At 35.6% G+C, this 26,018-nt stretch carries 31 protein-coding genes; 13 read left to right on the forward strand and 18 right to left on the reverse strand.

Annotated elements, in window-relative coordinates; translation table 11 throughout:
* Window positions 1-130 precede the first annotated feature (130 nt).
* Window positions 131-490: a hypothetical protein gene (locus tag GS400_RS10375; RefSeq protein ID WP_160101497.1), complete on the forward strand. Its 360-nt coding sequence runs from the start codon at window positions 131-133 to the stop codon at window positions 488-490.
* Between the two features lie 146 nt (window positions 491-636).
* On the opposite strand, the gene GS400_RS10380 is transcribed toward GS400_RS10375, so the two are convergent.
* The 4 genes from GS400_RS10380 to GS400_RS10395 all read right to left on the reverse strand — a co-directional run bounded on the left by GS400_RS10380 (window position 637) and on the right by GS400_RS10395 (window position 3,372).
* Entirely contained in the window at window positions 637-1,197 is a 561-nt protein-coding gene (locus tag GS400_RS10380; protein WP_160101499.1) for a hypothetical protein, read from the reverse strand.
* A 215-nt stretch (window positions 1,198-1,412) separates the two neighbouring features.
* A protein-coding gene (locus GS400_RS10385; RefSeq protein WP_201450096.1) for an IS3 family transposase occupies window positions 1,413-2,532 on the reverse strand; the annotation gives its coding sequence in 2 pieces (ribosomal slippage) (window positions 1,413-2,262 and window positions 2,261-2,532; 1,122 coding nt in all).
* 155 nt (window positions 2,533-2,687) lie between these two features.
* Complete coding sequence (locus GS400_RS10390) at window positions 2,688-3,092, reverse strand: MazG nucleotide pyrophosphohydrolase domain-containing protein (protein WP_236560872.1); 405 nt, start codon at window positions 3,090-3,092, stop codon at window positions 2,688-2,690.
* A 133-nt stretch (window positions 3,093-3,225) separates the two neighbouring features.
* The gene (locus GS400_RS10395; protein WP_160101501.1) at window positions 3,226-3,372 is read right to left on the reverse strand and encodes a hypothetical protein; all 147 of its coding nucleotides are present in this window, start codon (window positions 3,370-3,372) and stop codon (window positions 3,226-3,228) included.
* Window positions 3,373-3,598: 226 nt separating this feature from the next.
* On the opposite strand from GS400_RS10395, the gene GS400_RS10400 reads away from it, so the two are divergent.
* Window positions 3,599-5,026, forward strand: coding sequence for an alanine/glycine:cation symporter family protein (locus GS400_RS10400; protein WP_160101503.1), 1,428 nt, complete (start codon window positions 3,599-3,601; stop codon window positions 5,024-5,026).
* 126 nt (window positions 5,027-5,152) lie between these two features.
* Here the strand turns inward: GS400_RS10400 and GS400_RS10405 are convergent, their stop codons facing one another.
* The 3 genes from GS400_RS10405 to GS400_RS10415 form a co-directional block, all read right to left on the reverse strand.
* A complete protein-coding gene (locus GS400_RS10405; RefSeq protein ID WP_160101505.1) occupies window positions 5,153-5,347 on the reverse strand; it encodes a hypothetical protein in 195 nt (64 codons plus the stop codon).
* Between the two features lie 130 nt (window positions 5,348-5,477).
* Window positions 5,478-5,966, reverse strand: a complete 489-nt coding sequence (locus tag GS400_RS10410) for an NUDIX hydrolase (RefSeq protein WP_160101507.1) — start codon at window positions 5,964-5,966, stop codon at window positions 5,478-5,480.
* 119 nt (window positions 5,967-6,085) lie between these two features.
* Window positions 6,086-6,661: an ABC transporter permease subunit gene (locus GS400_RS10415; protein ID WP_236560874.1), complete on the reverse strand. Its 576-nt coding sequence runs from the start codon at window positions 6,659-6,661 to the stop codon at window positions 6,086-6,088.
* Window positions 6,662-6,833: 172 nt separating this feature from the next.
* Between GS400_RS10415 and GS400_RS10420 the strand changes: the two genes are divergently transcribed.
* The gene (locus GS400_RS10420) at window positions 6,834-7,232 is read left to right on the forward strand and encodes a hypothetical protein (protein ID WP_160101511.1); all 399 of its coding nucleotides are present in this window, start codon (window positions 6,834-6,836) and stop codon (window positions 7,230-7,232) included.
* Between the two features lie 274 nt (window positions 7,233-7,506).
* Here the strand turns inward: GS400_RS10420 and GS400_RS10425 are convergent, their stop codons facing one another.
* On the reverse strand, window positions 7,507-7,818 hold the full coding sequence (locus GS400_RS10425; RefSeq protein ID WP_160101513.1) for a gamma-glutamylcyclotransferase family protein: 312 nt from the start codon (window positions 7,816-7,818) through the stop codon (window positions 7,507-7,509).
* 244 nt (window positions 7,819-8,062) lie between these two features.
* Here GS400_RS10425 and GS400_RS10430 point away from each other — a divergent pair, with 244 nt between their 5' ends.
* Complete coding sequence (locus GS400_RS10430) at window positions 8,063-8,320, forward strand: transcriptional regulator SplA domain-containing protein (protein WP_160101515.1); 258 nt, start codon at window positions 8,063-8,065, stop codon at window positions 8,318-8,320.
* 85 nt (window positions 8,321-8,405) lie between these two features.
* On the forward strand, window positions 8,406-8,678 hold the full coding sequence (locus GS400_RS10435; protein WP_201450097.1) for an acylphosphatase: 273 nt from the start codon (window positions 8,406-8,408) through the stop codon (window positions 8,676-8,678).
* A gap of 54 nt (window positions 8,679-8,732) precedes the next feature.
* Here the strand turns inward: GS400_RS10435 and GS400_RS10440 are convergent, their stop codons facing one another.
* On the reverse strand, window positions 8,733-9,482 hold the full coding sequence (locus GS400_RS10440) for an SDR family oxidoreductase (RefSeq protein WP_160101517.1): 750 nt from the start codon (window positions 9,480-9,482) through the stop codon (window positions 8,733-8,735).
* 184 nt (window positions 9,483-9,666) lie between these two features.
* Between GS400_RS10440 and yfkAB the strand changes: the two genes are divergently transcribed.
* Window positions 9,667-10,773, forward strand: coding sequence for a radical SAM/CxCxxxxC motif protein YfkAB (yfkAB, locus tag GS400_RS10445; protein ID WP_160104586.1), 1,107 nt, complete (start codon window positions 9,667-9,669; stop codon window positions 10,771-10,773).
* Between the two features lie 40 nt (window positions 10,774-10,813).
* Here the strand turns inward: yfkAB and GS400_RS10450 are convergent, their stop codons facing one another.
* Window positions 10,814-11,770 (reverse strand): TIGR03571 family LLM class oxidoreductase, encoded by a 957-nt coding sequence (locus GS400_RS10450; protein ID WP_160101519.1) that lies wholly within the window; start codon window positions 11,768-11,770, stop codon window positions 10,814-10,816.
* 95 nt (window positions 11,771-11,865) lie between these two features.
* Here GS400_RS10450 and GS400_RS10455 point away from each other — a divergent pair, with 95 nt between their 5' ends.
* A complete protein-coding gene (locus GS400_RS10455; RefSeq protein WP_160104587.1) occupies window positions 11,866-13,056 on the forward strand; it encodes a M14 family metallopeptidase in 1,191 nt (396 codons plus the stop codon).
* 39 nt (window positions 13,057-13,095) lie between these two features.
* On the opposite strand, the gene GS400_RS10460 is transcribed toward GS400_RS10455, so the two are convergent.
* Window positions 13,096-13,647, reverse strand: coding sequence for a histidine phosphatase family protein (locus GS400_RS10460; protein ID WP_160101521.1), 552 nt, complete (start codon window positions 13,645-13,647; stop codon window positions 13,096-13,098).
* A gap of 87 nt (window positions 13,648-13,734) precedes the next feature.
* Window positions 13,735-15,357 carry an amidohydrolase gene (locus tag GS400_RS10465; RefSeq protein WP_236560876.1) on the reverse strand — a complete coding sequence of 541 codons (1,623 nt, stop codon included), beginning with the start codon at window positions 15,355-15,357 and terminating at the stop codon, window positions 13,735-13,737.
* 219 nt (window positions 15,358-15,576) lie between these two features.
* On the opposite strand from GS400_RS10465, the gene GS400_RS10470 reads away from it, so the two are divergent.
* From GS400_RS10470 to GS400_RS10495, 6 genes are all read left to right on the forward strand, one after another.
* Complete coding sequence (locus tag GS400_RS10470; RefSeq protein WP_160101523.1) at window positions 15,577-16,140, forward strand: CBO0543 family protein; 564 nt, start codon at window positions 15,577-15,579, stop codon at window positions 16,138-16,140.
* 61 nt (window positions 16,141-16,201) lie between these two features.
* On the forward strand, window positions 16,202-17,794 hold the full coding sequence (locus GS400_RS10475; protein WP_160101525.1) for a spore germination protein: 1,593 nt from the start codon (window positions 16,202-16,204) through the stop codon (window positions 17,792-17,794).
* Between the two features lie 21 nt (window positions 17,795-17,815).
* Window positions 17,816-18,994, forward strand: a complete 1,179-nt coding sequence (locus GS400_RS10480; protein ID WP_160101527.1) for a Ger(x)C family spore germination protein — start codon at window positions 17,816-17,818, stop codon at window positions 18,992-18,994.
* 15 nt (window positions 18,995-19,009) lie between these two features.
* On the forward strand, window positions 19,010-19,240 hold the full coding sequence (locus GS400_RS10485) for a hypothetical protein (RefSeq protein WP_160101528.1): 231 nt from the start codon (window positions 19,010-19,012) through the stop codon (window positions 19,238-19,240).
* 6 nt (window positions 19,241-19,246) lie between these two features.
* The gene (locus tag GS400_RS10490) at window positions 19,247-20,356 is read left to right on the forward strand and encodes a GerAB/ArcD/ProY family transporter (RefSeq protein ID WP_236560877.1); all 1,110 of its coding nucleotides are present in this window, start codon (window positions 19,247-19,249) and stop codon (window positions 20,354-20,356) included.
* A gap of 12 nt (window positions 20,357-20,368) precedes the next feature.
* Window positions 20,369-21,475: a GerAB/ArcD/ProY family transporter gene (locus tag GS400_RS10495; protein ID WP_160101532.1), complete on the forward strand. Its 1,107-nt coding sequence runs from the start codon at window positions 20,369-20,371 to the stop codon at window positions 21,473-21,475.
* Between the two features lie 43 nt (window positions 21,476-21,518).
* Here the strand turns inward: GS400_RS10495 and GS400_RS10500 are convergent, their stop codons facing one another.
* From GS400_RS10500 to GS400_RS10525, 6 genes are all read right to left on the reverse strand, one after another.
* Window positions 21,519-21,725 carry a DUF6501 family protein gene (locus GS400_RS10500; protein ID WP_160101534.1) on the reverse strand — a complete coding sequence of 69 codons (207 nt, stop codon included), beginning with the start codon at window positions 21,723-21,725 and terminating at the stop codon, window positions 21,519-21,521.
* A gap of 17 nt (window positions 21,726-21,742) precedes the next feature.
* On the reverse strand, window positions 21,743-22,693 hold the full coding sequence (gene manA / locus GS400_RS10505; RefSeq protein ID WP_160101536.1) for a mannose-6-phosphate isomerase, class I: 951 nt from the start codon (window positions 22,691-22,693) through the stop codon (window positions 21,743-21,745).
* A 271-nt stretch (window positions 22,694-22,964) separates the two neighbouring features.
* On the reverse strand, window positions 22,965-23,333 hold the full coding sequence (locus GS400_RS10510; RefSeq protein WP_160101538.1) for a VOC family protein: 369 nt from the start codon (window positions 23,331-23,333) through the stop codon (window positions 22,965-22,967).
* Between the two features lie 76 nt (window positions 23,334-23,409).
* Entirely contained in the window at window positions 23,410-24,015 is a 606-nt protein-coding gene (locus tag GS400_RS10515) for an alpha/beta hydrolase (RefSeq protein ID WP_160101540.1), read from the reverse strand.
* The gene (locus GS400_RS10520; RefSeq protein WP_160101542.1) at window positions 24,015-24,938 is read right to left on the reverse strand and encodes a VOC family protein; all 924 of its coding nucleotides are present in this window, start codon (window positions 24,936-24,938) and stop codon (window positions 24,015-24,017) included. Before GS400_RS10520 ends, GS400_RS10515 begins: the two co-directional genes overlap by 1 nt.
* 241 nt (window positions 24,939-25,179) lie before the next feature.
* Window positions 25,180-25,995: a TerC family protein gene (locus tag GS400_RS10525; protein ID WP_160101544.1), complete on the reverse strand. Its 816-nt coding sequence runs from the start codon at window positions 25,993-25,995 to the stop codon at window positions 25,180-25,182.
* Between the last annotated feature and the right edge of the window lie 23 nt (window positions 25,996-26,018).

The following is a 26,018-nucleotide window of genomic DNA, read 5'->3' on the forward strand; positions in this document are numbered from 1 at the left end:
TACCCCAATGGTTTTTTAAAAGCTGCTTTTTTCCTAATACTTTTAGCACATATCAATTCCAATCATGAAAATACTAAGAAAAGAGGTGAAAAAAGTGTTATTAAAGGTGATCATTGCTTTACACATTCTAATGGCATACCAATCAATTTTTAATGTAAGTCCCCCTAATCCAGATATTAAAAGTATAGAAACAAACTATCCTAAAAACGGTATTTGGGTGCAGATACCAAAAGGAACAGACGAAATCACATTTAATGTTAAAGCTGAAAACACACAAACTGTTTTATTTTGGTTAATCTCAACAGGTACTCAAACATGGACTGAAAGAATATTAATCGGATATGATATTAAAGAAAATGATACTGATAACATTTTCACTTTAAACTGGAAAATCAATAAAGATTCACTTCATGACCATTTGCATGTTCAGGGTTTGGGTGAAAACCCACTTAATTTTAATAAGATTATCCATTTGTATAAGAACCAGTAATTCTGATCATTAAGTAAGAGCGCAAATGTCCAGTTAAGAACCTGCTCTATTATTCGATCATGACATAATAAAAAGGACTTTCCTTATTCAGGAAAGCGCCCGATTGTTGAAGATTTGAAGTTGAGATATCTAGGAATAATCTTTAACTATTGCTTGTTATTTGAATAAGACATTCTTAATATCGATAAATCGCTATCTTGTAAGTATTTTTGAGTATTACTTTCAATATCCATAATAAAATTCACCCAAAACTCATCCGATAAACTGTTTTCACCGTAATGTTCTCGAAACTGCTGTGTGTTAAAGATTAAATTATCTTGTTTTTTCGTTACACCAAATACATTGTCCTTAACCGAACTTACCCATAATGAATTTAATTCTTTCAACTTAATCACTTTTTGTTTTATATCAGTGTTAAGTTTGATTGATACCTCACCAAAGTTACTACTATCAATGCTTTCCTCTCTAATCATTTCACCAAAAAAAGCACTTATATCTTGAGCAGCTCCAGCGGTTTTGTTTTGTGTAGATCTGTGGTTTATAAGTTCAAACCTTTTAGCTAGACCATTATTCTTTTGATAAAGCACCATCACATTACCACTATTTTTCGTGAGAAAGTAAGCGTCTCCTTTAGTTATGACTTCTATATCTAATATTTTTCTATATATTTTTTGGCTATCAACAATTGCATTTACTAGTTCTTGCATATCAGTTGTAACACTTACTGATATATATTCTTCAAAAGTGCAATTACTTACTAAAGAATTATAAGGTGGACCCTTTCGTCAAGACACGGAATTTGAATTTTTAAGGTGGGGTAATACTTCTATGACACGAACCTAGGAGAGTTCTGGGGTTTATTGTATTATTCCACCTTTGATGATTCATGTCTATCATAGATTCTTACGAGAGGAGGACTCTCCTAAGATTGGCTAAAAACAGTGGCAGGGGGTTGATAGCCTAAAGATTGGTGAGGGCGTTCTTGGTTGTAAAAATGTAAAAAACTATTAATCTCATTGCGGGCTTCTCTCGGGCTCGTATAATCTTTTAAATAGACTTCTTCATACTTGACTGTTCGCCAGAGTCGCTCAGTAATAATATTATCAAGGGCTCGCCCTTTCCCATCCATACTGATTTTAATATCGTTTTCCTTAAGTAAATCTGTATATTGCGGGCTCGTAAAATGGCTTCCCTGATCGCTGTTTAAAATAATCGGTTGATGATTAGATAGCGCCCTATTAACAGTTTCTAATACAAAGTCCATTTCAAGTGTTTGATCCAGTTCCCAACTGATTACATACCGAGAATACCAGTCTATGATTGCGACTAAATACATCCAGTTTTTCTCTAATCGAATATAGGTAATATCAATCCCCCAAACGTGATTGGGGTGCGTGATGGCCAGACCTCTGAGTAAATAAGGATAAATGCGATGCTGCTGATTCCTTTTACTGAGGTTTGGACCAGGTGAAATACCAGCGATACCCATTTCTCGCATATGACCTTGCACAGTTTTTCGATTAACGAAAATCTTTTCGTTTTTAAGAAACTCCTTGATTCGCCTGGATCCAAAAAACGGATATTTAGTGTAGATTTCATCAATCTTATGCTTAATCATCAACTCCTCAGGTGAAGGCTCCACAGGCTTATAATAAAGACTGGTTCGATTTAAGCTGAGTAATTCTGCTTGCGCTTTAATGGAGAGGTCAGAGCCTTCCCAATCGATCATGGAGACTCGTTCAGCTCTAGTCTTTAATGCCAGATTTTTTTTTAAGCCACGACAACTGCGTGGTTAAACGACCTACTTCGGCGTATAGGTTCTCAATTTGGTTTTCATACTCCTCTTTCATCTGATCCACTTTCTTATTATTGGTCTCAAAGATTTGTGGCATTTGTTCCAGTGCTGCTTTCCGCCATTGGCGTAGTTGATTCACATGAATTCCATGTTCAGAAGAGATCTCGGAAATGGATTTCTCTTCTTTTAAGATTTCTAGCACGATTTTGGATTTAAATTCTGATGTATATCTTTTTCTTCTACCCATAAACCTACCTTAACATCTCCTTATTTCGTGTCTAGATTTATGGGTCCATTATATTACGTCCTAATCTTGAAAATTTGAATTAGAGATAATTTACTTATGACTTTGTGCAATAGGCATCGGTTTGTTAAATAGTGAACTATTTTCTATTTTTTATCTTAATGCTTTTTATTTTGCACTACTAAAAATTCTTCTAAATTTGGAGATTGATTATATTTTATTGCAGCTTGCTTATCCTTTTTAATAATTGCTTTTGTTAAATTAATATCATTTTTGCTCGCAATGGCCACTGCGTAATGTATAACATCAACTAACTCTTTTTCTAAAGAACTATCCCCTGAAGTTTCCTTCCGACCTTCTAACTGGTTTAGTACTTCTGCTACCTCCCCAATTTCTTCTACTAGTTTCATAAACAATGCAGATGAAGTACGTCCTTCTTTATATTTTAGTTCCAGATAGCTCTGTAACTCATGGAATGTTAATTGCTTCATATGAGTCCTCACTTTTAATTTTATTTTTCTTACTAAACTATTCCACAAAAAGTTGTATATTTCCTTTTTCATAACAGTGCTTTACGATTAAGATAATAAAAAAACTTCCCTTATTCAGAAAAGCGCCCTATTGCTGAAGACATGAATTTGAGATACCTCCATAAGATCTTCAATTAACGAATCAGTAAGTTGATTAGTCTTTATTTCAAGGTACTTCCTCCCCATTTGAATCAATTGGACATTCTTTTTCAATCTGGTTTAAGCCATCTTCAGTTTGAAATAATTTATACCATATACGAGGATATCCTGGTTTGTTAATGACCTTTGCTTCAACCTTTCGTTCATACTTCAAGATGATGGTTTCTACATTGGAATCTAATATAACTCCCTACAGCCCCTTATTTCAGTTTACTTGAATTCCTGTGTTTTCACCGCCTTTCTAAATAATTCAATATATTAGAATTTAATTGGAATATGTCGAAATTTGTTGACGCTTAGGTTATTAAATGTATAATAATATTTAGCTAGAATTTTCAGAATAATATAAATCATCAAAGAGGAAGAGGGGCGACAAAGGTATGGAAGAGTTTTTAGGAGGAATTATTGATTTTTGGAATGGGATTCTATGGGGGTACGTGCTAATTGCAGGTCTACTTGGGATTGGGATTTATTTCACAATTGCCTCCCGTTTCGTTCAGTTTAGATTTTTAGGAGAAATGGTAAGAGTTTTAGCCGAGAAACCAGCATTTAAAGACGGAAAGAAAAACATATCACCATTTAAATCATTTTGTGTGGGTGCAGCTACTCGTATCGGTACTGGTAACTTAGCAGGTGTGGCAGTTGCAATTACATTAGGTGGTCCAGGTGCAGTTTTCTGGATGTGGATTGTAGCATTACTAGGTGGAGCTACAGCATTTATTGAGAGTACTTTAGCACAGGTGTACAAAATTAAAGATTCTAAAGCTTACCGTGGCGGGCCTGCGTATTATATAGAAAAAGGTCTTAAAGCTAGATGGTTAGGTATTATTTTCGCAGTGTTAATCGCAATAACATTCGGACTAATATTTAACTCCGTACAAAGTAACACAATTGCTTTAGCTTTTGAAAACGCTTTCGGAATGAACCGTGTTGTTATGGGTTCTATTATTACAGTTGTTACTGGTATAGTTATTTTCGGTGGTGTACACCGTATTGCTAACCTATCCAGTGTAATCGTACCTATAATGGCAGTACTTTATATATTAATTGCAATGGTTGTTTTAGTCATTAATTTTGCAGAATTACCTTCTATCATTGGTTTAATTGTTGGACATGCATTCGGTTTTGAACAAGCGGTTGGTGGTGCTATTGGTGCTGCGATCATGAACGGTGTAAAACGTGGGTTATTCTCTAACGAAGCTGGTATGGGTAGTGCACCTAACGCAGCTGCTACTGCAACAACAACTCACCCGGCTAAGCAAGGACTTATACAATCTTTAGGTGTATTTGTAGATACAATCTTAGTTTGTTCTGCTACAGCATTCATTATTTTACTTGCTCCTGTATTCCGAACAGGTGAAGTATCTGGTATCGAATTACTGCAAAACTCTCTTGATTCTCACATTGGTGGATGGGCTTCAGTATTTATCTCGATTGCGATTCTATTATTCGCATTCAGCTCAATTATAGGCTCTTACTACTATGGAGAAACAAACATTGAGTTCATTAAAAAAAGTAAAACCGCTTTACTTATTTTCCGAATTGCTACAATGGCGTTCGTATTTATTGGTTCAATTTCTAGCCTTGCGCTTGTTTGGAAAATGGCGGACTTGTTCATGGCTCTTATGACTGTAATCAACCTAATAGCAATTGGATTGTTAGGTAAAGTTGCCTTCAATGTACTGAAGGACTATGAAATGCAACGTAAAGAAGGAAAAGATCCAGTCTTCAACCCGAAAAAGCTTGGTATTGAAGATACAGAAGCTTGGGATGATGAAAGTGGAAAAGAAGAAAAAGCGGCAGGTTAAACATTATTACAAAAGAGCTTGGGCTAAGGCCTGAGCTCTTTTTTTACTTTTAGAAAAGATCCCACATTTAGCATTACTTACAATAGTAAGAGGTGCGTTATTTGGTGTCAGAAAAAATTACAGGATTTACATATGGAATGAATTTTTGTCAGCTCTACAAGGTCGTTGTTTTTCTTTTTTAAGTTCTATTAAACGGTATAAGGCTTTTTCAAGATCTTTTTGAGCTTTTAGACTTTTAGAAAGTATGATTCCTATATTAATCATAGCAATAGATATAATGAGTAGTATTATCATAATAGTTAATGAGACAAAATCACTCATGCATAAACACTCCTATACGATCTATTTTAATAAAAGTTTTGTTCAGATATGGCATGACGTTTCAGTTAAAATAAATGCTACGAGAGGTATGAGTATATAAATAGCAAATACGTTGTTATTCATGGGCAATTCAATTCTTTATAATCCAATCATTATAAACCTCTACATTGAAATCAAATTCATTAGAGTACACCCATTTCATAGCCTTTAAAACTAGTGGTGAAGCGGTTTCTTCTGAAATCTGGTTTTGCTTTATCCACCTAACACCAATGGAGTCTTGTCCCTCAAATTGGAAAGGATTTTGATCAAATGCACCTACTACATCTACATGATAGAAAACAGCAATGTGATGAACATGTGTGTAGGGATCCCAATCCCACTGGACAATAAAATCACTAGTTCCTATGAGGTTTTTCACATGAATGGAAGCGCCTGTTTCTTCTTTAAACTCTCGATGGAGTGCGGCAACTAAACTTTCCCCTTCCTCTAAACTACCACCTGGAAGGTCAAAGCGGTTGTTGTATGGCCCACGATTTTTCTCAATAACGAGCAGATTCCCTTCATTTATACATATGCCATAAACCCCAAAGGCACGATGATATTTTTTATCTCCTTCCATCTCACCATCTCCCTTCTAAAGATAAAGAAAAATTCTTATCTTGTAAAAAAGCGAGAGTTATAATCTCTGACTTCCTATTTTTTCTATATACTACTATGAAGATATGAGCATTGCAATCCTTATAAAGATAAATCTCTTTTAACAAAGATAAAACTAGATAACAAGAATCCTACAAATCCAATTATTAATAAAAGAAACGAGTGTCCAAAATCAAAACTAGTAGCTCGGAATAATTCACCAGCACGAAATAGAGAAAAAATGGATAAGTTCCGTAACCACTCAACTTGCTCACTCATTTTCCCTATAAAATCAAGACCGTAAAAGATGATTGTAACAATAGTAGCTAATCCAAGGGCACGCTTTTCATCATTTAACCAAGAGGAAATTAAGTAACAATAACCACCTACTACAAAAAACAATAAAAATCCCACTACATTAACAGATATAAACTGACTGATATTCAGTTGATGATCTGCTGATAGAAAAATTGTACTTCCTATAATACCTGCTATGACCGTACATATCATGATCAGTAAAAGTCCTGTTAAAAATACACTTGCTTGTATGATTGATATTTGTAGTCGTGAGTAAGGAGTTGATAAAAAATAAGCCATAGAGCCCTGATCCACATAATGAACCAATAACTGGTTAGTCATCATAATGGGATAAATCCCCACGATTACAATGAACAACATTTCATAATACTTGCTCGCTAAAAACAGACACCAAATATCCCTTTACCATTTGAAAACTTCTTTGTGACATCATTAACCTCGATCATATCTCTCCTCCATTTCTTTTCGAATAAAGTTGGTTGATACGGACAAACTACAATTAAATTGTGTAAATTCAGTGAGGTGTAAAAATATGGACTATGCTATGAATGATACCGTATACCGGCCCATGGTTGTAGATGGAATGTTAAATACGTTTGTTAGTTCACCGAATGCTTATAGTTCTGCTGTAGAAGCTGTTATAGAAGCTATGCATTTTGCTGAGGTGTACAATGAAGACATGTATGATGGTAAGATCTCTTGGAGTGATTCAGAACTAACTCGAGGTACTCGGGATTACTTAAGAATTTTAACTGGCACAATTGATCGACCAAACGCCAACCCTTTTTATATTGAGATTCAAAAACTACAAGATAATGGTAAGATAAGAGTGGTTAATAAATCTCGAGCAAAGGATATAGTTCGTGAGCAGCATAATGAAACAGCTTCAAATTTAGCGATGAAAATTGAAAACAGGTTCAATGAATTATAAATCGGTATTGATTAAAATCTAAAAGTGGAATATCCTTATGAACTTAACGTTCTTTTAATTTAGTGTTCGGAGTTACTACTAAGTATGAGTGGGTTGTAAAGTATTTTAGTTTACCATAATTTTATTATGTTTATATCACGGTTCATGTGTATTTTATTTAAATAATTCAATAAAAAAAGCAGCCGATTAAGACTGCTTCTTAGCTATTGATGTAAAGCTAGTTCTATTTAATTTAAGGATGCATCACTACGGAGTGCAGTTGTACGTGGTCCAATCACCATTTATAATCGGATCTCTCTTCTGCTGTATAAATACACTGTTTATATCGATTATACAAATTGGCTTTATTAGCACCATGATACCCTTCTAGTTCATCAAGTAACCCTAATTGTGTAGACGTAACCTCATATACATCCCCATAAACTTTATCTGTAGATGACTGGATCAGAATAGGATAATATTGATCTGTTGAATATAAAATCCCATACGTCCAAGCATTCTGATATCTAAGTTTTGCTTCCTTAAGAAGATAAGCATTTGGCTGACCACTTCGTAACGTACCATAAACAAACACATAAGAGTTCATCTCGTATTATTTCATCCTTTCAATTTAGTGCCTTTACTTAAGAAGTACTTAGCATAAATTACCCCATAGATATATGTAAACAACCATGGTTTAAATAACGGATGATAAGACCAATCTGGCATAGAAACACCCTTTTATCGTAATTTCCCACAACTTCCTTAGCATATTTTAACATATGTATGTACGGTTACTTTACTCAATTATACATAAGCTAATGGCAAATTGTATGGAAAGGATGCTTTACATGGATAATATGATTGACCCAAAAGAAGTAAGAGCTGGTGATGAGGTTTTCGTCATATATAGAAATCCACATACACCTACGGTTGCAAATATTAAACAGGCTGAAATCGTGCAGCACCCTCACAATCCAGAGGAAGTTGCTTTATTTTTACATGAAACTTACCACTTAATAGAAGATGAAGATGCCCTATTTTCTTCTGAAGAAGCTGCACAAGATGCGTATAATGAGATTTTTACAGATCAACCTTTTGAAGGGTGAATGTAATATTTCTTTGTTTAACCTCTTTCATCTGCGGTTACTGTTATATAGGATAAGAGTACAGACTCAGAGATGAGGTGAAATCATGAAGCATGTTCATTTAATTATACATGGCCGGGTTCAAGGTGTAGGCTTCCGATTTTCTGCTAAACAGAAGGCGAAAGAATTTAACGTAAATGGTTGGGTTCAAAATAGGCAAGATGGAACCGTAGAAGTTGAGGCAGAAGGTGAAGAAAAACAAATTGATGCTTTCTTAGAAGCCTTAAAGCATGGGCCAAGCCCATATGCTAAAGTGTCAGATATAGATATAACAAATTTTGATCAAATTAAAGGTTTTAAGACCTTTGAAATCAAGTAAACTTATGTAAAAAGGGATGCTCAAAAATGGGCATCCCTTTTCTAATCAAAGTACTTATTCGCTTTTCTTTTGTAATGGTCTTACCATAACTTCGTTCACATTCACGTACTCAGGTTGTGTAACCGCATAAACGACAGAACGAGCGATGTCATCCGCCTCTAAAGTAACTCTACCTTTGCGATCCTCAAACATACTAATTACTTCTTCATCTGTAATATGCTCAGGTAATTCAGTTGAAACAGCACCAGGTGAAATGTTTGTTACACGTACACCAGTTTTAGAAAGCTCTTTTTCCATCCCCATGGATAGAGCACGTACTGCATATTTTGTGGCACTATATACTGAACTTGTTGGGAATACTTCATGTCCAGCAACTGAAGATACGTTAATGACATGACCTGTATCCTGCTCCAGCATGGTTGGTAGAACAGAGTGGATACCAAAAAGTACTCCCTTCAAGTTCACATCCACCATTTTCTCCCATTCCTCTACTTTGTCGTTCTTTAGGAATGAAAGAAGCATTACACCTGCGTTATTAACAAGAATATCTACTGAGGAAAAGCTTTCTTTCGTTACTTTCACTAAGTTTTCCATGTCTTTTTGGTTGGTAACATCCGTTTCAACGACTTTCGTTTCAACAGAATGATCCTTTTGAATCGATTCAGCCAATTCCTCTAAACGCTCTTTTCTTCGAGCAGCTAAGACTACATTCGCTCCTTCTTGAGCTAAATGTTCTGCAATTGATTGTCCAATACCACTACTTGCTCCGGTAATAATAGCGGTTTTCCCTTGTAAATTTGCCATTTTCATTCCTCCTAGTGTGATTTGATATCAATTCCACCTATCACGATACCCGCTATTAATAAGCATTATTCATCTTGATGTTCTATATTCACCCGCTATTCAACCCTTGGTATGTTAAAATAAGAAGTTGTTAACCTATGTTTAATGAAAAGAAAGAGTGATTTACTTGAGTAATAGTCTTAAAATGAAACCAATAACTCCCCAACATGACCCTTGGGAAGCTTACTTGGATGTAGAAGAACACGGTGAAATGACCTTATCTAATGTTGAATTTACAACAACTACTTTATGTAATATGCGATGTGCCCATTGTGCAGTTGGGTATATGCTTCAGCAGAAAGATCCAGATGCTCTACCAATAGAACTTATTATTAAAAGATTGGATGAAATTCCACATTTAAGAGCCCTTAGTATTACTGGAGGAGAACCAGTTCTATCGAAAAAATCTGTTGATAATTATGTAGTACCGCTTCTTAAGTACGCACATGAGCGAGGAGCACGAACACAAATTAACTCCAATCTAACCTTACCCTATGATCGCTATAAGCCCATCATTCCTTACTTAGACGTATTACATATATCTCATAACTGGGGTACTTTAGAAGAATTCACTTCTACAGGTTTTGCAAGAATGGAACGGAAACCATCAGAGAATATTAGAGAAAGTTATTTTCATAGAATGGTGGAGAATTCACAGCGACTCACTGCTGAAGGAGTTATGGTCTCTGCTGAAACCATGTTGAATAAACGTACATTCCCATATTTAGAGACTATACATGACCATGTCAAAGAAATGGGATGTTCTCGTCATGAAATCCATCCAATGTATCCTGCCGATTTTGCAAGTCATTTAGAAACATTGTCTCTTGAGGAAATGAATGAAGCAATTAATCGAATATTAGATCACAGAGACCCAAATATGTGGATGCTTTTTGGTACGTTACCTTTTTACCCTTGTAGCACGAATGAAAAAGACCTTAAATTGCAAAAGCGCTTATTCCAAGAAAAGAATGTAACGGTACGAAATGATCCAGATGGACGCTCAAGGTTAAATGTAAATATTTTTGATGGAGAAATCATTGTTACAGACTTTGGAGATGAACCTTCTTTAGGAAATATACAAGACACTTCCTTGCCTGAAGCTTATAAACGTTGGAAAGATAGCTCCCTTGCTAATAGTTTGAATTGTCATTGTCCTGCAGTAAAATGTCTTGGGCCAAACCTTCTTGTGAAGAACACCTATTACAAAGATGTCGACTTTCAAAAACGGGAAGCTAAAATTACTCGATGATTCACTTAGACCTCTCTAACTTGAGAGGTCTATTTTTGATTCATGAATGATGCGGTGGAAAATGAGGAATAACCTCTTCTCCTATTTCTTTCATAACTTCTTCAGCATCTCTTGTACTATGCGCTAGTGAAATCATCACATGATTCACACCTATTTCTTCATGTTGTCTTAACCATTCAATAAGAGCTTTCCTACCAAGTCGGTATCCTAATTTTATTTTTTCCGGTTCATGATCGGGATTCTCATGAAGATCCATTACAATAGGCTGAAAAAAAGGCTTATATTGTTTAGGGTCATACATTTTGGCCTTCGTCTGATATTCACGAATTAATGCTTCTTGATTTTCTAAATTCTGTGGATAAAACATAAAGCCATCTCCATGGGCTGCTACATAATCTAATGTTTGCTGAGCGTACCCTGTAATAAATATAGGAATATCTGAAGTTGGCTTCGGTACAAGGTTTACATTCTCAAGTGATCCTAAACTAGATGTATAATCCTCATACTCACTATTTAACACTTTCTTGAAGTATGCTAAAGACTCACGAAAAAGTTCCCCACGTTCCAAAATCGGTATATTTAAAGCTGAAAAATCACGTCTTCGATCCCCTGATGATAACCCAAGCATAAAACGTTCAGGAAATAAGTTTTCTATACTCGCCGCTTCCTTAGCTAAACGTAAAGGATGTCTTAATGAGAGAACGGATGCAGCTGTTCCTAAATTAATTTTTGTCGTATGACTCCCTATATAGGTTAAATAAATATGACTATCAAAAATCTGACCTGTTGCTGGGTCATCAAACGTTGGATCCTCTAGGAGTACGTCCTGAAACCAAAGCGCTGTGAAGCCTAATTCTTCGGCTAATTGAGCACGTTTTACTTGGTGATTCATAGTCGGCTTCTGTTTTCCATGGTTTTCAATAGGTATGTTTAATCCAATTGTAAGCTTATCTTTTTGTATCATCCGATTATATCCATAATGCTGGTCCCATTTCATTTGCTTGACCTCCTTTGTATGTTAAAGCTTTCAGCATGATGAAATCACCTATTTCATATATATAAAAGTGGATAATGAGAAGGGAGATGAAATTGTTGCAGGTAACTGTTCGAAATGGTGATTCCTTCTGGTATTACAGTCAATTATTTAGCATAAGACTCCCTCTTATATTGGATTCAAACCCAAACGCAGCCGATCGTTATCTTTATATTGGCGAAACGATTAATATCCCTGGTTATGTTGCTGAAGATTATACTATCCAGTCTGGAGATTCTTTTTGGTCCATTGCTTATTCTAGAAACATACCTTTAGACTCAGTATTTCTCTTAAACCCAATGGTCAATCCTAACTTTCTGCAAGTAGGACAAACAATTCGGGTTCCGTTACGTGTTACTTGGAGAATCGTAAATGGGAAAAACAATTATACGTATGAGTCTATGGTTACAGATATCAATAGATTGGTTATGGTGTATCCTTTTATTTTCCAACGATCAATCGGTGAATCTGTTATGGGAAAATCGATCCCTGAAATCAAAGTTGGAAGAGGGAATGAGACTGTACATGTAGATGGTTCCTTCCATGCAAATGAATGGATTACAACTTCCATTATCATGACATTTTTAAATGATTACCTACTTTCTCTAACAAATCAAACATCCATTAGAGGTCTCGACATGCTCCCCTATTATAATTCTAAAATGTTGTCAGTTGTACCGATGGTTAATCCAGATGGGGTAAACCTCGTTATAAATGGCCCACCTAATGAGGAACCTTTTCAAAGTAATGTTTTTGAGATCAACAATGGCAGCACAAATTTTAATGGTTGGAAAGCCAACATAAACGGTGTTGATTTAAACAATCAATTCCCAGCTAAGTGGGAAATAGAAAAAGAACGGAAAGAGCAAGCCCCTGCTCCAGCGAATTATCCGGGTCCTGAACCTCTATCTGAACCGGAGTCTAAAGCAATGGCTCAATTAACCAGAAACAGTAACTTTTTTAGAGCTCTTGCTTTTCATACTCAAGGTGAAGTCATTTACTGGGGATTCGAAGGCTTAGAACCTCCGGAAGCAGAAACAATTGTACAAGAATTTGCACGTGTTAGTGGTTATACACCCATACAGTATGTAGATAGCTACGCAGGTTATAAGGATTGGTTCATACAAGAATGGCGTCGTCCTGGTTACACCGTAGAGCTAGGTGAAGGGGTAAGCCCTCTTCCTCTAACTCAATTCGATGAAATCTATCAAGAGAGTTTAGGTATTTTTCTGGCAAACTTGTATTTATAGATTAAAATCCTACTGCCATTAATAAGCAGTAGGATTTTATTATTCTTCATACATCCGTTTCACAGCCCATTCCTTACCTTCCCTCACAGCCAAAAATAAATCTGGGTTGGTTAAACTCTTCCATTCTTCAAATCCATAAGCATCATCAAAGTATTTTAGTATAAGCGCTAAAAGGTTACCGTGCGTCATTAACAAAACCGTTTCATCATCTTCATCACTATCCATAAGCTCGTGAAGTAGTGAAGCCGCTCTTTCCATCGCTTCTTTTGATGATTCACCGTCACGGACTTTTTGGTCTAACACTGTAAATGAATTCTCTAGAATCTCTAACCAATCATCTAAGGGTTTACTGCTTAGGCTTCTTTCACCAAGAGGCTCATCAACCTCAATTTCAATTCCCTTAGACTCCGAAAAGGATCTAATACTTTGTTTGGCTCTTGTAAATGGACTAGAAAGTATTCGTGTAACATGAACCGGATATTTCTCTAAATACCGTGACAATTCATCTGCTTGTTGTAAACCTTCCTTTGTTAACTCCGCTTCTCGTTCTTGACCCGTTGCTTTACAATGACGTGCAAAAATAAATTTCATATAAAAATGACTCCTTTAAGTTTAGCGTGACTCTCATCTAAACCTTTCTACATACAGAAGTAATCTCCTTCTGAAAAGCCATTTTCATTATTCTCTAGAAAACACACACTCTCCCTGAATCCACGTTTCTTCAACCATTAAATTTAGCAGTTCATGATTTTTCACCGTTTCAGGATGGTTGTTCAGAAGTACAAAATCAGCCACATGACCTACTTGTATTTTTCCTTTTTTCTTTTCCTGAAACTCTAACTCAGCTGGTGTCACACCAAAACCATAGAAGGATTGATCTTTTGAAAGACGCTCTTGTTGCATCCACCCTCCTTTTGGCTCATGGTCTGTATTTGTTCGATTAACTGCTGCAAAAACTGATGTGATTGGATCAAGAGAACCTATGGGTGCGTCTGAACTCAACGTAATTGGGATATCATGATCAATCATCTTATGGAAAGCATCACAATAAGGAAGTAACGTTTCCGGTACCCATTGATCTTTCTCATTCCACTCCCCCATTAAAAAGGAAGGCTGTGTTTCAATATAAGCTCCTACTTTTGAAGTGCGTTTTAGTAAATCTTCTCCCATTGTTTGTGCGTGAATAATTCGGTGACGCAATTTTTCTGTATTTGCTTCATATTGCTCAAGGGCAGTTAAAGCTGATTCTACAGCACGATCACCTAAGGCGTGCATGGCAACCTGCATACCATTTTGGGATGCTAAGGAAACCATGTCATTCAATTGCTCTTGTGTATAGATAAGGTTTCCTGTTGAATCTGGTTGATCAGGATATGGTTGCCTCATAGCTGCTGTATGAAGTCGTTGTGTACCATCTAAGAAGATTTTGATTGCTCCAACCTTAACCCGATCCGTTCCATCCCCTGTACGTTTATCAAAAGAGTCAATAAACGACTCAAGATCTTGTCTATCAAAAATGTAATGGTGAAGGTGAGCTTGAATTGGCAGATTTCCTCTTTTCTCCGCTTCCGTATAAGCTTTCCATAAACTCTTATAAGATCCTATGAAGCTTCGATCATCCGTATGAACAGACGTTACACCGTACTTAAGTAAATGTGGCATCGCAGTCTCTAGCGCTTCAGTTGCTTCTTGTAATGAACGTTCCCATAAATGGTGGTTGATATAATGAACTGCAGTATCTTTGAAACGCCCTGTTAGTTCACCATTTTGGTCCCTTTCTTTAAAATCTTCTGGTTCTTTATGGAATCGTTCTTCTTCTTCCAACTTATTCAGAAGCTTTTTACTAATAACACATTCATGACCGTCTTGATGCATGAAATACATGTATTTATTCACATTGATTTCATCTAGATCTTCGGCTGTTAAAAGATGATCAATATCTGTAAATTGCCCATCATTAAAGCCTTTTCCAAAAATCCACTCTTCCTCTTCAATTTCAGGGTAATGCTTCTCAACTTCTTCCTTCATTTCTTTCCAACTTGTTACTTGGGTTAAATCTAACTCTTTCTTTAACAATCCAAATCTTAATAAATGCATATGAGAATCATTATATCCAGCCATTATGGTTTTTCCGTTCACATCTATTACTTGGTCATTTGATGACGAATATCTCCCTTTATGTATTCCTACAATTCTTCCTTCATGAACTTCTATATGATAGATGTTATTTGCTTTATATCCTTCATAAGGTTGATAGATTTTTACATTATCCAAAATCATTGTTACACCAGCCTTTTTCATTTTCTTTTCTCCCTCTTCCCTATAGAAAATTTATAAAACCTGAACGTAGTTTTTATAAGTAACTTGACAATTATCCATTATTTTAAGAAGTACAAGAGACGTTGCACTATTACTACATACTTTCAACAGTTTTACGATTGAAAACATTCTTACCGAGTAAAAATTAATGATTTAATCCATACTAAACAGACGTCATTTACAAGTAAGGAGAATGCCAATATGCAGGTACCTTCTTTCAATGATATTCAACAAGAACGATTAAAGTTATTTGAAATGATTGAGGTAAGATGGGAATCAAATATCGTGTTTTCCTGGGAGTGGTGGTTGCTTATTATCTTATGCTTTCTTCCTTGGTTTGCATGGTGGAAGGTGCTAAATCGAAACAATGCACTTCCCATTTTGTTTTATGGATTGATCATAATGTTGGGAAATCTCATTTTAGATAATATAGGCACTGATCTCCTTTGGTGGGGATATCCAATTAAGCTTTTTCCCTTTTTCCCACCTTTATTTACACCAGACTTTACGATCGTCCCTATTTTGATGATGCTCATTTATCAAAGGTATCAATCTTTTAAATCTTTTCTAATTGCTAATTTTATTCTGTCACTGATTATTGCATTGATCGGAGAACCATTATTTATATGGTTAGGCTATTATGAACTCGGTTCGTGGAAACTCATTTATTCAATCATTTATTACAATCTTTTCGGTTTATTTGCTAAGTGGTTTACTCAATACATGGCCAACCTTTATGAAAATCAGAATAAACCTAGTCCATAGGTATGATTTTCTATGAATAGTTCAAACTGATAAGAGTAATTCAACGTATTGAGGTGTAGAGATGTTTAAATTATCTAATCTATTTAAAAAGCAGCCTGTAAACAAGCAATCCAATATCCCATCTCAAAATTTAAACGCCTCACTTCAACAAACAATCCAAGATGTAAAACAAACACTGGGAGATAGTAATGATATTATCTATCGTCCCTTTCACGCTAGTTATGACGGCTCATTATCGATGGCTCTTATTTATACGGATGGATTAGTGGATAAAAGTTTCATACAAGATTTCATTTTAAGAACTTTAATGATCGATATCAGAAAAGCTAATGTTGAACTTTCATCTAAAGAGGATTCTTTTCAAATCTTAAAAGAACACTCATTAACTGCTGGAGAAATGAATGAGTTTACCACTGTAAATGAGCTCTATGATCATATTTTGTGTGGAGATACTGTTATCTTAATCGATGGGTATGACAAAGCTTTTGCTGTGGATACAAAGGGATGGAAACAACGTGGTGTCGAAGAGCCTTCCTCCCAAACTTCAGTACGTGGTCCTAAAGATGGTTTCACCGAAACGATCAGGACCAATACGGCTTTGCTTCGAAGAAAGATCAAGGACCCTAACCTATGGATTAAAACCAAAGCTATAGGTAAAAGGACGAAAACAGATATTTCGATTGCGTATATTAATGGAATCGCTGACCCTAAAATTGTTAAAGAAGTCTATAGACGTTTAGACAAAATTAATACAGATGCCATATTAGACAGTGGTTATATTGAAGAGTTTATACAAGATAAAACCTATACCCCTTTTCCAACTGTCTACAATTCTGAGAGACCAGACATTATCGCTGCAGGACTGTTAGAGGGAAGAGTTGCCATACTTGTAGATGGGACCCCTTTTGTTCTCCTTGTGCCAGCCCTGTTTATACAGTTCTTTCAAGCAAGTGAAGATTACTATCAACGAGCAGATTTTGCAACGTTCATTCGATTAATTCGGTATTTGGCATTCTTTCTTTCTTTGCTTACGCCCTCAGCTTATATAGCTTTAACAACGTTTCACCAAGAGATGATTCCAACTGATTTACTTATAAGCTTATCTTCTCAGCGAGAAGGTGTTCCATTTCCAGCTCTTGTTGAAGCGCTGATTATGGAGATTACATTTGAGATATTAAGAGAAGCAGGGATACGTATGCCAAGAGCTGTTGGGTCTGCAATATCCATTGTTGGGGCATTGGTACTAGGCCAAGCTGCTGTTGAGGCAGGATTAGTATCCTCAGCCATGGTCATTGTTGTATCCTTAACTGCTATTTCAAGCTTTGTATCCCCAAGCTTTAATATGGCTATTTCTATTCGCATGTTACGTTTTGGCTTTATGATTTTAGCAGCTACCTTTGGATTGTTTGGAATCTTAATAGGACTAATTATTATGATTCTACATTTAACAAGTCTAAGGTCTTTTGGTGTCCCTTACCTAACACCTATGGCACCTTTTGTCCCTAAGGACCAAAAGGACGCCATGCTTCGTTTTCCCCATTGGGGACTATTCTCACGCCCTCGCCTAATCAACCAACAAGATGTAGATCGTGAGGATACAGAAGCACCTAAACCATCGAGAAGAAAGACTGAAAATCAATCAGTAAAGGATTGATTCAAATTGATAAATCGCTTAATGAAGAAAATAACTGTTCTATCTCTGCTATTAATTGCTTTAACTGGCTGTTGGAGCAAAAAAGAGCTTGATAATCTGGCAATTGTTACTGGTATTGGTATAGATAAGGCTGAAGAAGGTTATGAGGTCACCGTTCAAATTATTAACCCAGCAGAAGTAGCCGCTAAACAACTTACAACGAGAACAGCTGTCTCAACTTATTCTGCTTCAGGAGTATCCTTATTTGATGCAATAAGGAACTTGATAGAAGTTACTCCAAGAAAGGTGTATATGTCACATACTCGAATTGTGATTTTTAGTGAGGAATTAGCAAAAACCGGAATAAGTGACAACATCGACTTTTTAGTTCGCGATCATGAACTACGAACAGATTTTTACTTAGCTATTGCAAAAGGCTTTTCCGCAAAACAAATGCTAAATATATTAACACCACTTGAAAAGATACCAGCAAGTAAAATGTATGCAACGATTGAAAGTAGTGAAAGGTATTTAGCTCAGACGAGAACAGTTAAAATTCAAAAGTTTACATCAGATTTATTGCTAGAAGGACAACAACCATTTCTGACAGGGATTTATATTCAAGGAAATACCGATATAGGAAATTCAATTGGTAACGTAGAAAAAATCGATTCACCTGCCAAAATATTAGTAGATCATATAGGTGCTATGAAAGGTGACCAATTAATTGGATGGCTAGATCATAAAGAAAGTAAAGGATTTAATTACTTAACAGGTAAAGTAAAGAATTCTACAGAAATGATACCTTGTAATGAAGATAGCAAATACACTTCCTTTGAAATAATAAGTACAGATAAAAAAATTAAAGGAAAATTAAAAGATGGAAAACCCACCTTTACTGTTGATATTAAGGCTCAAGCTAACATAGCACAAAGCGATTGTGATATGAAGCTCTCCAATCCTAAAACATTAAAGAAATTAGAAAATGATTTAAATAAAGAGATCACTAATACAGCTAATCTAACCATCGAGGCAATTCAGAAAGATTTGCAAAGTGATATTGTGGGGTTTGGGGAACTATTGCATAGAACACAGAATAAGGATTGGGTAAAAATTAAAGGACAATGGGATGATCTATTTCCTGAAGCTGATATTAAAGTTAATGTTCAATCAAAAATCAAACGTACGGGTACAATAACAGATTCATTCAAAGAAAAGTAAAAGGAGTCATACTTCATGCTTTTTCTTTTAATCATTTCGATTATCATAATAGCTTGGATCGATCTCTCATCTATTTTTCGAGAAAGATTCTTTAAGGAAGGCTTCTTTAGTTTAGGCTTTTATATTATAGCACTTTCCTTTAGCATTTTTCTACAAATGAATGGTAATGTGACCACCCCACTTAAAGGAGTAACAGTAGTAATAAAACCCATTACAAAAGGTGTGCTCTCGATTTTACAATTATAAGGCGGAATGACTATGAGGATGGATGAAAAAATCAATGTAAGACAATTTACACTTTTGTTAACACTTTTTACTATTGGTACATCTGTATTAATTACGCCTTCTCAAATAGCCGCTATAGCAAAAGAAAGTGCTTGGATTGCTACAACCTTTAGTATAATTGTGGGAGTCCTTGTATTAATTCTTTTCATCTATATCGGTCGTTTACAACCAAACCTTAACCTATTCCAACACAATGAGTATGCATTTGGGAAATGGATAGGAAAGTTTATCACGTTTATTATCGTTCTTTATTCCATTATTGGTGCAAGCACCGTTCTATGGACTGTTGGAGATTTTGTAATCGTTCAGATCATACCACAAACCCCTTTGACTGCGGTTTGTATTTTATTTATGACTATTGTGATATATGGGGCTAAATTAGGGATAGAGACGATTGTTAAAACAGTTGAAATATTTTTCCCATGGATCATTATGCTTTTAACCATAATCATCTTATTTAGCATTCCTAGTATGGACATAAAACAATTACAACCACTGTGGGGACAACCTATAAACAAAATTGTAGAAGCAAGCCTTTATGAATTAAGTGTATCAACGTTTCCTTTAATACTATTATTTGTGCTATATCCTTCAGTATTAAACAAAGATTCTAAAGGAACAAAATCGATCATAATGGGATATTTACTCGCTGGAAGTCTAATAATGGCTATATCCGTGGTTGCTATTACGGTTTTAAGCTACAAATTAACTTCACATTATGTATATCCTACATATGTTATGGCTGAGCGTATTGAATTTATCGTTTTATTGGACCGCTTAGAAGTAGTTATCGCAATTTCTTGGATATTATCTATTTTCTTTAAGCTATTTATTTACTTCTATGTATCATTGATTGGTATCTCCCAATTACTTGGGCTGAAGCATTATCGTCCTATTACATTGCCAATAGGAATCATAGTCATAGGATTAGCATTAATCGTCTATCCAGATACAATTTTTGCAGGAGATTGGAATAAAGAAACATGGGTTCCACTTTCTATAGCAATAGGCTTCGTTTATCCAATTGTTTTGTTGTGTGGATCAAAAATCAAATCGTTCTTTAAGACTGGATCATAGAGGTTGAGATATATGGAAAAAGCGCAAATTAGTTCAACACAATTTGTTTTTCTCATTATTATGTTTGAGTTTGGTAGTACCATTGTTGTAGGGATGGGATTTGAAGCTAGACAAGATGCGTGGTTAGTCATACTTTTAGGGATGGTTGGAGGAGTTATCCTCTATCTTATCTACACGCAGTTACATAAAAAGTTTCCTAATGCCCATATAACAACCTACTCCTCCCATCTACTTGGTAAGTACTTAGGTTATATTGTAGCTTGGGCTTATATTTTCTATTTCTTTTATCTCTCCGCGCGTGTTCTACGCGATTTTAGTGAGTTAATGGTGATTACAATATTGAAAGAAACACCATTACTTGTTGTAATACTCATATTCACTGTTGTTATTGTTTATAGTTGCACATTAGGTATCGAGACAGTAGCTCGTACTAGTGAGATTTTCTTTCCATATGTTCTGGCAGCCGGTTTGCTTTTTCTGCTTTTTGTATTTGTAACGGGGATCCCTCAAGCTGAAAATTTACAGCCTCCGTTAGAAAAAGGTTGGGGAGAGATTTTAATGAAAACATTTCCTGAATCTCTTACCTTCCCTTTTGGTGAACTTGTCGTTTTTACAATGCTGTTTCCCTATTTAAATCGAGAAGAGAAAGCAAAAAAGTTAGGAATCCAAGCCATTTTAATCAGCACCCTTGTTCTTATTATGACAAACCTTACAATTATTGCGTCGTTAGGACCCGATTTAGCTCAACGATCTGTAGTACCATTACTTGATACAGTGTCTCTAGTTAATATTCAAGGGATTGTTCAACGCATTGATCCAATTGTAATTATAATGATGGTCATCGTAGGTGTTATGAAGATTGTCATATTCTTTTTAGCAGCATATATAGGATTACATGATGTAATACCGAAGTTAAAAAATAAAAAAAGATATGTAACAAGTTCAGTACTTGGAGTACTATTAATGATTGTTGCTTTAATGATGAGTCAAAGCTATGTAGAGCACATATTTGTAGGATTAAAAATTGTCCCACCTTACGTTCATGTGCCAATGCAGATCATCATTCCTACCCTATTGCTGCTTCTTTCATTTATGCGTGGTAGGAAAAAAGAAGATTGAACTTAATAAAGAAAGAGCTTGGAAAACCCAAGCTCTTTTTGCTTTATTCTACTTCTTTAAAATAATCTTTTTTAAAGCCACCAATTTTGCCAGTATTATCAATGATAAAGATCCATTCATCTGTTTCGTTTTTCACATCATATACTTTCCCTGGTGTTAAAACATTCTCTACAACATATTTTTCAGCGTTTGCATGAACACATTCTACACGTTTAATGGTTTCAGTATCATACCAATGTTTATGAATCATTTTCATCTTCCTTTCTTTTATGGATGAGATACGATAATGGAAGCATCTCCATCTAATGTAAATTCTTCAATTTGACTTGTTAGGATAAAGTGATTTCCTTTTTGAATCGTGTACGTTTCTCCACCTACTGTCATTGTAGCTTCCCCATCAATAACACTAAATAACTGGAAGTAAGAGTCTTGCTTGAATGATCCAGCACCATCTAGCACATATTTATAAACAGAGAAAAACTCTGATTCAACAAGTGTAGTAATGACAGCACCCGTTCTTTGTTCTTTCATAAATGTAAGTTCATTATCTTCATGAGGAACATTTGTCACTTCGATAGCTTGATCTATATGCAGATCACGTGCTTTGCCTTCTCCATCAATTCGATCAAAATCATAAACACGATATGTCGTATCAGAGCTTTGCTGTGTCTCTAAGACAAGCGTACCTTCACATATTGCATGAATTGTACCACTTGGCACATAAAAGAAGTCACCTGGATTGATATGTACTTTGCGCAACAAATCATCCCATTTACCAGACTGAAGCATTTGTTTAAGCTCATCTCTTGTTTGGGCATGGTGACCAAATATTAATTCAGCGCCAGGTTCACAGTCAATAATATACCAGCATTCCGTCTTTCCATACTCATGATTCCCTTCATGTTCCTGCGCGTAAGTGTCATCAGGGTGGACTTGAACAGATAAATTTCGATTCGCATCTAATATTTTAGTAAGAAGAGGAAACACCTCAGAATGATAATGTCCAAATAGTTCAGGATGCTCTTCCCAAACTTTGTCTAAAGAATAGCCTTCATAAAGGCCATTTTCCACAACACTTTGACCATTTTTATGAGCTGATATCGCCCAGCATTCACCTGTTTGAGAGGATGGTATTTCATAATGAAATTCCTCTTTTAATTTTGTTCCTCCCCATATACGTTCCTTGAAGATCGGTTGTAAAAATAGTGGTTCTGTCATTTAATCTCCTCCAACTACAACATACACTAGTTCATCAGCTTTTTACCGCTATTCCTTCTAACTCGGTAAAGTTTGCTATTTATCATGATAACCCGTCAGGACGGTGATCTCAATCCTTAATTCAAGAAGTAGTCCTATACTTTTCACGTTAAGAAAGATAAAGTTTTAGCAATGAAGAAATTTGACGTAGCAAAAACTTTGAAAGAATGAAGTATAAGTCAAGACTATGCTTCTTTCTACGCCTTGCAAGCCTTGACAATCGACAAGTTTTTTATGATGAGTAAGTCAAAAACTCTAACCGATTTCCAAAAGGATCAAAAACATAAATGCGATCTGCGTTAGGAAGTTTATCATCCTCTTTGTACGAAACATTTTGCTTTTTTAAATGATCCTTAAATGCTTGCAAGTTGTCCATTTCAAAAGCAGGATGTGCTTTAGTCTCTCCTGTGAAGTCTTGTTTCACTCCAATATGTAATTGATGATTACCACATTGAAACCAAACTCCCCCATTCTTACGTAGTGCCTTTGGTTTTTCAATTAACTCCATACCTAACCTATCACAATAAAAGGTAGTTGCTTCTTTTTCACTATTTGGCGGTGCAGCTACTTGAACATGATCAATCCCTACATATTTAAACATAACCTCTCCCCTTTAAAAAAATAAGAGAAGCTGAAATATCAGCTTCTCTCCATTATATATCAATTATCCCAGTGATTCATTTCAAATGTGCATTATACCACTCTGTAGCTTTGTGAACCTCTTGCTCTGTCAATTGGTGCCCTTTATTTTCCCAGAACAATGTTACAGTAGAGCCAGCCTCAACGAGTAATTTATTTAATTCTTTCGTTTCCTCCGGAGCACAGATGGGATCATTGGTTCCTGCACCAATGAACACCGGTGTTCTACTCATGTCTGGTAGTGATAACCCTCTGATCGGTACCATTGGATGAAATAGAATTGCACCTTTTAGAACATTTTCATAATGGAACAATAAGCTACCAGCAATATTAGCTCCATTCGAATACCCTACTGCTAGAAGGTCAGAACGATTGAAACCATATTGTTCTGAAGCTTGTTCAAGAAACTCAAAAAGCTCTTTTGTACGAAATTTTAAATCTTCTTCATCAAATACTCCTTCACGAAGTCTTTTGAAGAAGCGAGGCATTCCATTTTCACTAACATTTCCTCGCACACTTAAAATGGATGCTTCTGGATCAATCATTTGGGCTAGTGGAATTAAATCTTGTTCTGTTCCCCCAGTACCATGTAATAGTAAAAGAACAGGACTATTTTTTGATCCTTGCTTAAAAATGTGTTCCATTATACATCACCTCTGTTTAGTTCTGGTAATAGATTTGAAATTTGTTCCCGTTTTGACTCAAGCCAAGAAGGAAGTTTTAAATCGTTTCCTAATTCATGAATTTCTTCATCAATCGTAAATCCAGGTTCGTCCGTAGCAATTTCAAATAAGATTCCACCGTATTCTGGGAAGTAAACCGATTTAAAATATTGACGGTCCATTACTGGTGTGACACGAATTCCTAGTTCATTTGTTAATTTTGTCTGCCAAAGTTCTTGATCAGATTCTTTTTCTGTACGATAAGCTATATGATGTACAGTTCCTGCACCACCACGGCCTTGAGGTAATACCTCTTTTTCAATCCATAGATACTCAGCTACGTCACCATTAGCTTTGTAATAGTCGAATAAATCATCTTCAGATTGTTTTTGATAACCTATACTCTCTACTACTGCACCCGTTTTATCCGGTTTCTCTGAATTTAATATAGCCCCATAAAATCCTTGAATTGCGAATTTCAGATCTATTGGTGATTGCTTCCAAAGTTGAGTGATGCTTTCATTTGACTCCACAAGCCCTAATGGAAGTCCCTCTGAATCTGCAAACCATATTCCGTATTTATTTTCTTCATATTCAATTCCGTATTCTCTAAATCGATTTATCCAAAAGACTTTTGAGCCTTTTGGAATACTAAATAAAATTCGACTAACTTGTCCGCTTCCAATAGTACCTGGAGCAGCTTGGGGTGCGGGGAAGAACGTTAAAATTGTACCAGGATTCCCTACTTCATCACCATAATATAAGTGATAAATACCAGGCTCATCAAAGTTTACTGTTTTCTTTACTAGTTTTAACCCTAGTTGTTGTTCATAAAAATCAAGGTTTTCTTGAGGATCTCTGACAATCGCTGTTATATGATGAATACCTCTTGTAGTTATATTCATGCTATGAGCCCCCTTTTGTTTACATAATATAATTATGGTTAATGGTGGTTAATCATCTCATTTTCAAGATTATTTTATCTTGAATTCGAAACATCGTCAAACTAAACAGTTTTACTCCTTTTTCTATTGAACATCAACAACCTTTTGGAAAAAACCACTGCAGAAACAGAGGTACATTGATAAAAGATGAGCAAACGAATCAGCTTTATCAATGTACCCTTTTCCTATCACACACTTTCTTCTAGTCCCTTTCCTTCTGCTCATTATATAGATTGGATTCTTCTTGTTTTTCTCTTGGAGAAGCAAACCAACCTATGAGTGCTGTAGCAAGTAATACTGTCCAGAAAATCACTTTCCATGTAATCGATTCGGGAAAATGTTTCGGAATGATTTGTACATCTTTATGTGCAAGTACATGAACCAGTAGCTTTACACCAACCCAACCTACGATAATGTAGGCTGCACTTTGTAGCCCTTTCTTTTCTTGAAGAATCTTAACAAAGTAAGAAGCAGCTACTCGAATAAGTATAACACCTGCAAGTCCGCCAGCTAGAATGACTCCGAATTTTGCGCCATCTAAATCTCCTACTTTAGGAAGCGATGTTTCTGGAAGACTTGAGGCCAGAGCTACCGCTGCTAAGATAGAATCAATCGCAAATACAATATCTGTTATTTCTACTTTTAATACTGTTTTCCAGAATCCTTTAGAAGATACTTGTTCAGATCCTTCCTCTTTATCTTTTTCTTCATCTTCACTTGGATCTTTATTCAATACATGTTTTTTCACTAAGAATTTAATTGAAATATAGAGCAAATAGGCTGCACCAAGTGCTTGTACTTGCCAAATATGAACGAGAAACGAAATTAAAAATAATGATATAAACCTAAAAACAAATGCTCCACCTAGTCCATAAAGTAACGCGCGTCTTTGTTGTTTATCAGGAAGGTGTTTCACCATTAATGCCATGACTAATGCATTATCAGCAGCAAGAATCCCTTCTAAACCGATAATGACTAAGAATACCCAACTGTACTCTAACCATAAACCGAAATCCATATAGAAGCCTCCTTCATGCCTTT

The organism is Pontibacillus sp. HMF3514, from assembly GCF_009858175.1.
GTDB lineage: Bacteria > Bacillota > Bacilli > Bacillales > BH030062 > Pontibacillus.

Excerpts from the sequence above, each read along its gene's own strand:
- GS400_RS10450 (WP_160101519.1), bottom strand. The coding sequence starts at position 11,770 with ATGAAATGGGACCAGCATTATGGATATAATCGGATGATACAAAAAGAT.
- yfkAB (WP_160104586.1), top strand. The coding sequence starts at position 9,667 with ATGAAACCAATAACTCCCCAACATGACCCTTGGGAAGCTTACTTGGAT.
- GS400_RS10510 (WP_160101538.1), bottom strand. The coding sequence starts at position 23,333 with ATGTTTAAATATGTAGGGATTGATCATGTTCAAGTAGCTGCACCGCCA.
- GS400_RS10390 (WP_236560872.1), bottom strand. The coding sequence starts at position 3,092 with ATGAAAAAGGAAATATACAACTTTTTGTGGAATAGTTTAGTAAGAAAA.
- GS400_RS10500 (WP_160101534.1), bottom strand. The coding sequence starts at position 21,725 with ATGATTCATAAACATTGGTATGATACTGAAACCATTAAACGTGTAGAA.
- GS400_RS10375 (WP_160101497.1), top strand. The coding sequence starts at position 131 with ATGGCATACCAATCAATTTTTAATGTAAGTCCCCCTAATCCAGATATT.
- GS400_RS10520 (WP_160101542.1), bottom strand. The coding sequence starts at position 24,938 with ATGAATATAACTACAAGAGGTATTCATCATATAACAGCGATTGTCAGA.
- GS400_RS10415 (WP_236560874.1), bottom strand. The coding sequence starts at position 6,661 with ATGTTGTTCATTGTAATCGTGGGGATTTATCCCATTATGATGACTAAC.
- GS400_RS10400 (WP_160101503.1), top strand. The coding sequence starts at position 3,599 with ATGGAAGAGTTTTTAGGAGGAATTATTGATTTTTGGAATGGGATTCTA.
- GS400_RS10490 (WP_236560877.1), top strand. The coding sequence starts at position 19,247 with ATGACTATGAGGATGGATGAAAAAATCAATGTAAGACAATTTACACTT.
- GS400_RS10495 (WP_160101532.1), top strand. The coding sequence starts at position 20,369 with ATGGAAAAAGCGCAAATTAGTTCAACACAATTTGTTTTTCTCATTATT.
- GS400_RS10440 (WP_160101517.1), bottom strand. The coding sequence starts at position 9,482 with ATGGCAAATTTACAAGGGAAAACCGCTATTATTACCGGAGCAAGTAGT.
- GS400_RS10515 (WP_160101540.1), bottom strand. The coding sequence starts at position 24,015 with ATGGAACACATTTTTAAGCAAGGATCAAAAAATAGTCCTGTTCTTTTA.
- GS400_RS10525 (WP_160101544.1), bottom strand. The coding sequence starts at position 25,995 with ATGGATTTCGGTTTATGGTTAGAGTACAGTTGGGTATTCTTAGTCATT.
- GS400_RS10425 (WP_160101513.1), bottom strand. The coding sequence starts at position 7,818 with ATGAACTCTTATGTGTTTGTTTATGGTACGTTACGAAGTGGTCAGCCA.
- GS400_RS10410 (WP_160101507.1), bottom strand. The coding sequence starts at position 5,966 with ATGGAAGGAGATAAAAAATATCATCGTGCCTTTGGGGTTTATGGCATA.
- GS400_RS10420 (WP_160101511.1), top strand. The coding sequence starts at position 6,834 with ATGGACTATGCTATGAATGATACCGTATACCGGCCCATGGTTGTAGAT.
- manA (WP_160101536.1), bottom strand. The coding sequence starts at position 22,693 with ATGACAGAACCACTATTTTTACAACCGATCTTCAAGGAACGTATATGG.
- GS400_RS10485 (WP_160101528.1), top strand. The coding sequence starts at position 19,010 with ATGCTTTTTCTTTTAATCATTTCGATTATCATAATAGCTTGGATCGAT.
- GS400_RS10475 (WP_160101525.1), top strand. The coding sequence starts at position 16,202 with ATGTTTAAATTATCTAATCTATTTAAAAAGCAGCCTGTAAACAAGCAA.
- GS400_RS10460 (WP_160101521.1), bottom strand. The coding sequence starts at position 13,647 with ATGAAATTTATTTTTGCACGTCATTGTAAAGCAACGGGTCAAGAACGA.
- GS400_RS10465 (WP_236560876.1), bottom strand. The coding sequence starts at position 15,357 with ATGAAAAAGGCTGGTGTAACAATGATTTTGGATAATGTAAAAATCTAT.
- GS400_RS10470 (WP_160101523.1), top strand. The coding sequence starts at position 15,577 with ATGCAGGTACCTTCTTTCAATGATATTCAACAAGAACGATTAAAGTTA.
- GS400_RS10430 (WP_160101515.1), top strand. The coding sequence starts at position 8,063 with ATGGATAATATGATTGACCCAAAAGAAGTAAGAGCTGGTGATGAGGTT.
- GS400_RS10435 (WP_201450097.1), top strand. The coding sequence starts at position 8,406 with ATGAAGCATGTTCATTTAATTATACATGGCCGGGTTCAAGGTGTAGGC.
- GS400_RS10405 (WP_160101505.1), bottom strand. The coding sequence starts at position 5,347 with ATGAGTGATTTTGTCTCATTAACTATTATGATAATACTACTCATTATA.
- GS400_RS10380 (WP_160101499.1), bottom strand. The coding sequence starts at position 1,197 with ATGCAAGAACTAGTAAATGCAATTGTTGATAGCCAAAAAATATATAGA.
- GS400_RS10480 (WP_160101527.1), top strand. The coding sequence starts at position 17,816 with ATGAAGAAAATAACTGTTCTATCTCTGCTATTAATTGCTTTAACTGGC.